At 62.4% G+C, this 5,685-nt stretch carries 2 protein-coding genes; both read left to right on the plus strand.

Annotation, left to right across the window (positions count from 1 at the left end; genetic code table 11):
* Positions 1-277: 277 nt before the first annotated feature.
* Positions 278-2,821 (plus strand): zinc-dependent metalloprotease, encoded by a 2,544-nt coding sequence (locus tag ABEL04_RS14930; RefSeq protein WP_375803198.1) that lies wholly within the window; start codon positions 278-280, stop codon positions 2,819-2,821.
* A 204-nt stretch (positions 2,822-3,025) separates the two neighbouring features.
* Positions 3,026-5,653 (plus strand): M1 family aminopeptidase, encoded by a 2,628-nt coding sequence (locus tag ABEL04_RS14935; protein ID WP_375803199.1) that lies wholly within the window; start codon positions 3,026-3,028, stop codon positions 5,651-5,653.
* The last annotated feature ends 32 nt before the right edge of the window (positions 5,654-5,685 follow it).

Below are 5,685 nucleotides of genomic sequence, written 5' to 3' on the forward strand. Positions count from 1 at the left end.
CGACGCGTTCCGGGACGTGCCGCGCAACGCCTTCATCGTGAAACTGCGGTACACGCTTCGGTAGTCCCCCGAGACAGTCGGGGGGGGCGGAAGTGCAGAGAGACGTGGCCACAACCGTGCGTCCGCGCACACTTGACGTGCGCTTACGCACATCCGAACCGATGCATGAATACCTTGCGGCGCTGAGATGCCAGAAAAGCGATCCGGCATGGAGTTTGGCCGAAAAAACGCTCCTGAAGCATCACTCTTTTTCCGAACCGTTTTCAACTCGTCGTCGATGATAACCACGCACGTCCGACAACACACCCGCACCATTCTATACAGCGCGCTGGTTGCAATCGCAGCCGTGGTTGCTGGCTGCGGAAGTCTGCAGATCAGCACCAGCGTTGACTCATCGGAGAAAAACACCGACACCAAGCAGAAGGCGTCCTCGTCGGAATCGGAGAACGGGGATATGAAGCCGTTTAATGAAATTGTCCCCGATGATGCCACGACCGACGACGGTCTCATCACAACGCACCGCACCGATGAACATCTCTACTTTGGAATTCCCGATTCCCTGCTGGGACGTGAGATTCTGACGGTCTCGCGCGTGTCAAAGACGCAGAATGACCTTCTGGGGGCGTTTGGCGGGGGAGGATTTAAAGTGAGCACTCGGGTTCTACGGTGGGAGCGCCGGGGCGACCAAGTGCTCCTGCGGGTCGCCAGTTACGAGAAGACGGCCAACCCCGACGACCCGGTCTACGAGGCCGTTCAAAACTCCAGCTTCGAGCCAATCCTGAAATCCTTCGACGTCAAGGCCCCGAACGCAGACTCCAGCGGGGTCCTCATCGACGCGAAGTCGCTGTTCACCGACACCAAGGCCTTCGGGCTCCCGAAGCAGATTCGGCAGGAGTACGGGGCGCGTCGGCTGGACGAAAATCGGACGTACCTGACGGGGATGGAGAGTTTTCCTCAGAATACCGACGTGGAGGTGGTCCTGACCTACCAGGCCGAGAACCCGCCCTCGAACAGCTCCTCCGGTACCATCAGCGCGGAGATGAACCACTCGATGGTCTTGCTGCCGAAAAATCCGATGACTCCGCGCCACTGCGACCAGCGGGTCGGCTACTTCAACGTTGAGCGCACGAACTACAGCTCCGAGGAGCAGCAGGCCGCTGAGGAGTGCGTGATCACCCGCTGGCGCCTGAAACCCTCTGACCCAGAGGCGTACTCTAGTGGAAAGCTCGTTGAGCCGAAGGACCCGATCACCTACTACATCGACCCAGCTACGCCGAAAAAGTGGCGTCCTTACATCCGGAAAGGCATCGAGGATTGGCAAAAAGCCTTTCGGGCGGCGGGCTTCAAAAACGCCATCCAGGCGAAGATGCCGTCGGAGGCGGATTCGACCTTCGACCCGGACGATGTCCGGTACTCGACGGTCCGGTGGTTGGCATCGGAGACCCCGAATGCGATGGGGCCGCATGTTCACGACCCCCGCTCTGGCGAAATTATTGAGAGCGACATCTTCATGTACCACAACGTCCAGAGCCTGCTGCGCGACTGGCTTTTCGTCCAGACCGCCGCGGCGAACCCGAAGGCGAGGGGACAAAGCTTCGACACCGAGACGATGGGGCGGGGCATCCAGTACGTCGTGGCCCATGAGGTAGGGCACACCCTCGGCCTGCCGCACAACTTTGTCGCCAGTAACGCCGTGCCGGTCGACTCGCTCCGTTCGCCGGAGTGGACCCGGAAGCACGGCACTACCCCCTCCATCATGGACTACGCCCGGTTCAACTACGTGGCTCAGCCGGGGGATGGAGTCGATACCTTCGTTCCGAAGATCGGTGTCTACGACAAGTGGGCCGTCCGGTGGGGGTATCAGGCGTTCCCTGGTATCGACTCGACAGAAGCACGGGCCCAGCGCCTCGACAAGATGATTCGGAAGAAAGCTGGCGACCCGAGGTACCTCTACGGCCAGTCAGGCTATCGCCCGACGGATCCCCGTTCTCAGAGCGAGGACCTGGGGCGTAATGTCGTGAAGGCCGGGAGCCTCGGGGTCGAAAATCTAAAGCGCGTCGTGCCCAATCTCGTAGAGTGGACCCGGCAGGACAGGAGCAACTATGACGAGCTGGAGGAGCTCTACGGGGAGGTAGTGGACCAGTGGCGCCGGTATCTCGGCCACGCGGCCCGGCACGTCGGGGGCGTCCGTAAGACGTTCAAGACCTACAGTCAGGAGGGACCGGTCTACGAGCCGGTGTCGGCCAAGCGCCAGCGCCGCGCGATGCAGTTTGTGATCGAGCAGGGCCTGCAAACGCCCAGGTGGCTGGTGGAGGCGGGCGTGCTACGCCGCATCGAATCTTCCGGCGCGCTGGACAGGATTCGCGAGGCGCAGGTCGGAATCGTTGAGATGGTACTCCGTCCCGAGCGCCTGGCCCGGATGACCGAGATCACCGCGATGCACTCAGATGCCGACACCTACTCGCCCAGTGAGATGATGGTAGACCTTCGCGAGGGGGTGTGGGCTGAACTTGAAAGCGGAGAAGCGATCGGGCCCTACCGCCGTAACCTGCAACGGGGCTATCTTGAGCGGCTGCAGGAGCTGATGACTGGGGAGGCCGCACCCGATGGGATCCCTGCAGACCTCCTGAAGGAGATCCGATCGACCCCCGTCGACGTAAGTCAGTCGGACATTCGGGCCCTGGTCCGCGGAGAACTTCGTGCGCTCAGAGGCGAGATAAAACGGGCACTTCGCCGCGCCCCGGATGAGATGACCGAGCGGCACCTCCGAGATGTGATCACCCGCATTGAGGACATCCTGGACGACGAAGACTCGGCATAGGCTCGCTGCGGCGTCGTGCTGTGACGGGTGGATGTGCCTGGGGCACAGCGCTCGGGGCGCGGCGGCAGAGATTATCGATGTGATCACCCGCCGCCCTCCGTTGCCCTGTGAGCGATACCACCGGTCGACGCCGCCAAGCGCCCACTCTCCGACAATCGAGACACCCTTTATCAAACATATGTGTTCTCAGGACATCGTTTCCAGATGATGCATTCGATTCGCCGACTCGCGTTCCTGCTTGCGCTTATGGTCGCTGGACTGGCCGTACATGCGGGTTTTGCCCAGAATGCCTCGGAAGCGTCTTCGATCCACAATCTCGAACCGTTTGAGCCGGTCGACTTCCCTGATCCGAGTCGATACCGGACGGCAGACGGGCGCCCCGGGCCGTCCTACTGGCAAAACGAGGCGGACTACCAGATCGACGTGCGTCTCGATACGGTTCGGAACCGCCTCTCCGGCACCCAGACGATCACCTACACCAACAATTCGCCCCAGGCCCTGGACCGGCTTTGGGTACAGCTGGAGCAAAACTACTTCCGGCCCGACAGTCGGGGTGCGAAGGCTAACCCAGGAGAGCGGTTCAGCGGCTTTTTCGAAGGGGCCGGCTACACGCTCTCGTCGGTCCGGATCCGTCGGAACGGAGAGGCCGTGGCCCCAGACACGCTGGTCGACGGAACGCGCATGAAAGTGGCCCTACGCGAGCCGCTTGCGGCGAATGGTGGGACTCTTCAGTTGGAGCTGAAGTGGAGTTTCCAGATCCCGAAGGACGGCGCGGACCGCCACGGCATCACCGACGTCCAGCAGGGCACGATTTACCAATTGGCCCAGTGGTACCCGCGGATGTACGTCTACGACGACGTGCATGGGTGGAACCCGATGCCCTTCCTCGGCCAGGGGGAGTTCTACCTGGAGTATGGCACCTTCAATGTCAACATTACGGTGCCCCGCAACATGATCGTGGCCGCTACCGGGCGCCTCCAGAACCCGGGCAAAGTGCTCACCGAGACGCAGCGCGAGCGGCTGCAGAAAGCCCGGAAAAGCCGAGAGACGGTGATGATCGTCGACAGCACGGAGGTGGGCGACCCGTCAACCCGGCCTGACGGGAGCGGCCCGCTGACGTGGCGATACAAGGCAGAAAACGTCCGCGACTTCGCTTGGGCGGCCTCCAGCGCGTTCATCTGGGACGCCGCCCGGGCGGAAGCGGGCGGCGAGACGGTGCTCGCACAGTCCTACTACCCGCGAGAGGGGCTCGGCACCGAACAGAAGCCCGGCTGGGAGAACTCGACCGAGTTTGTCCAGCACTCCGTGGAGTTTTACTCCGACTTCGTGGCGCCCTATCCCTACCCCAACGCCATCAACGTAGCCGGAGGGGTGCTCGGCATGGAGTATCCGCAGATCGTGTTCTGCGATATGACCCGCCGGGGCCAGAGCCTCTTCGGGGTCACCGACCACGAGCTTGGGCACACCTGGTTTCCGATGGTTGTCGGCTCCGACGAGCGCCGTTGGGCTTGGATGGACGAGGGGCTCAACCAATTCATGAACCAGTACTCCGAGCTTGACTATTACGGGGAGGGTACGCCGACCGGGGCGCTGAGTGGTCTGTCCGGTATCACGGTTCGGGGAATGGGCAAGCCCGACGCGCAGCCCATCATGACCTATGCCGACCGGGTGTCGTCCTACGGCCGCACCGCTTACCTCAAGCCGGCCAATGGACTGATGCTACTTAGAGAACACGTGCTGGGGCCAAGGCGCTTCGACGCGGCGCTGAAGGCCTACTTCGACCGCTGGGCCTACAAGCATCCGAAGCCCGCCGACTTCTTCCGGACGATCGAGGACGTGACCGGGGAGGATCTCGACTGGTTCTGGCGCAGTTGGTTCTACGAGACGGATGTAGCGGACCCGGCCGTCGCGTCGGTCGACACGGCGTCCACCGCGCGTGACACCGCCGCCGTCACTATCGAGCAGAATGGGGAGCTGATGCTGCCGGTGCCGGTGCGGCTTACCTTCGAGGACGGGACGACCCAACGGCGGCACGTGCCGGAGGAGGCCTTCTACACCCAAGACGCCAGCACGCTTCGCGTAACCGAGGGACCGCTGCGGCGCGTGACGGTGGACCCAAGTGGAATCTTGCCGGACACGAGCCGGGCCAACAATGCCTGGAACCGCACTGGCGAAGGAGAGGTGGCTGGCCTCTCGGCGGCCGATGGCACTGAGCTGGAGCCTGTGCGGCTGAGCTATGAAGGCACTCCGGCGGTATCCCGCACTCTCCGACCCACCTCCACGGACGGAAATGACACGTGGACCATCATCACCGAAGGAGCGGGGGGCGGCCCCGACTCACTGATCGTAGACCGAGAGACACTTCGCCCCAAATCCCAGGTCATCAACTCGGAGGCGGATGTCCGGCTCATGTACACGGACTCGTTAGTTACCGGGACGGCCCGAACGAGTGGGCGCTCCATCCCGATTCGAGCGTCCATTGATGACCCAGTGCTCTTCGAAGGGTACTCGTTTCATCACCCGCTCACGACGCTCGGCGCGATGCCACTGAGGCCGGGATTCGTCGCCTCATTTGACGTATTCGAGCTCCCACGGTCGGTGAAAACCATGCGGTATCGGGTGACGGGAACAGAAACTGTGGAGACGCCAGCCGGACGGTTCGAGACGTACGTCGTGAACTTCCGTGTTCGCGGTGGTGGGGCGAGTGGAACGGCGTATCTACGCCGGAAGGCCCCGCATCACGTTATCCGGTTGACCGCCGACCAGGGTGGAGGAGAGACGTTCACCCAGCAGCTGACTTCGATTTCGGGGCTGTCCGATCGAGGAGGATAGCTTGGCAGTCCTTCCCCGAATTAGAACACGTG

Origin of the sequence: Salinibacter sp. (assembly GCF_042218895.1) — a bacterium.
In the GTDB taxonomy this organism is placed as follows: Bacteria; Bacteroidota; Rhodothermia; order Rhodothermales; family Salinibacteraceae; genus Salinibacter.

Bases quoted from the DNA above. Each gene is read 5' to 3' on its own strand.
- ABEL04_RS14930 (WP_375803198.1), top strand. From the start codon at position 278: ATGATAACCACGCACGTCCGACAACACACCCGCACCATTCTATACAGC.
- ABEL04_RS14935 (WP_375803199.1), top strand. From the start codon at position 3,026: ATGATGCATTCGATTCGCCGACTCGCGTTCCTGCTTGCGCTTATGGTC.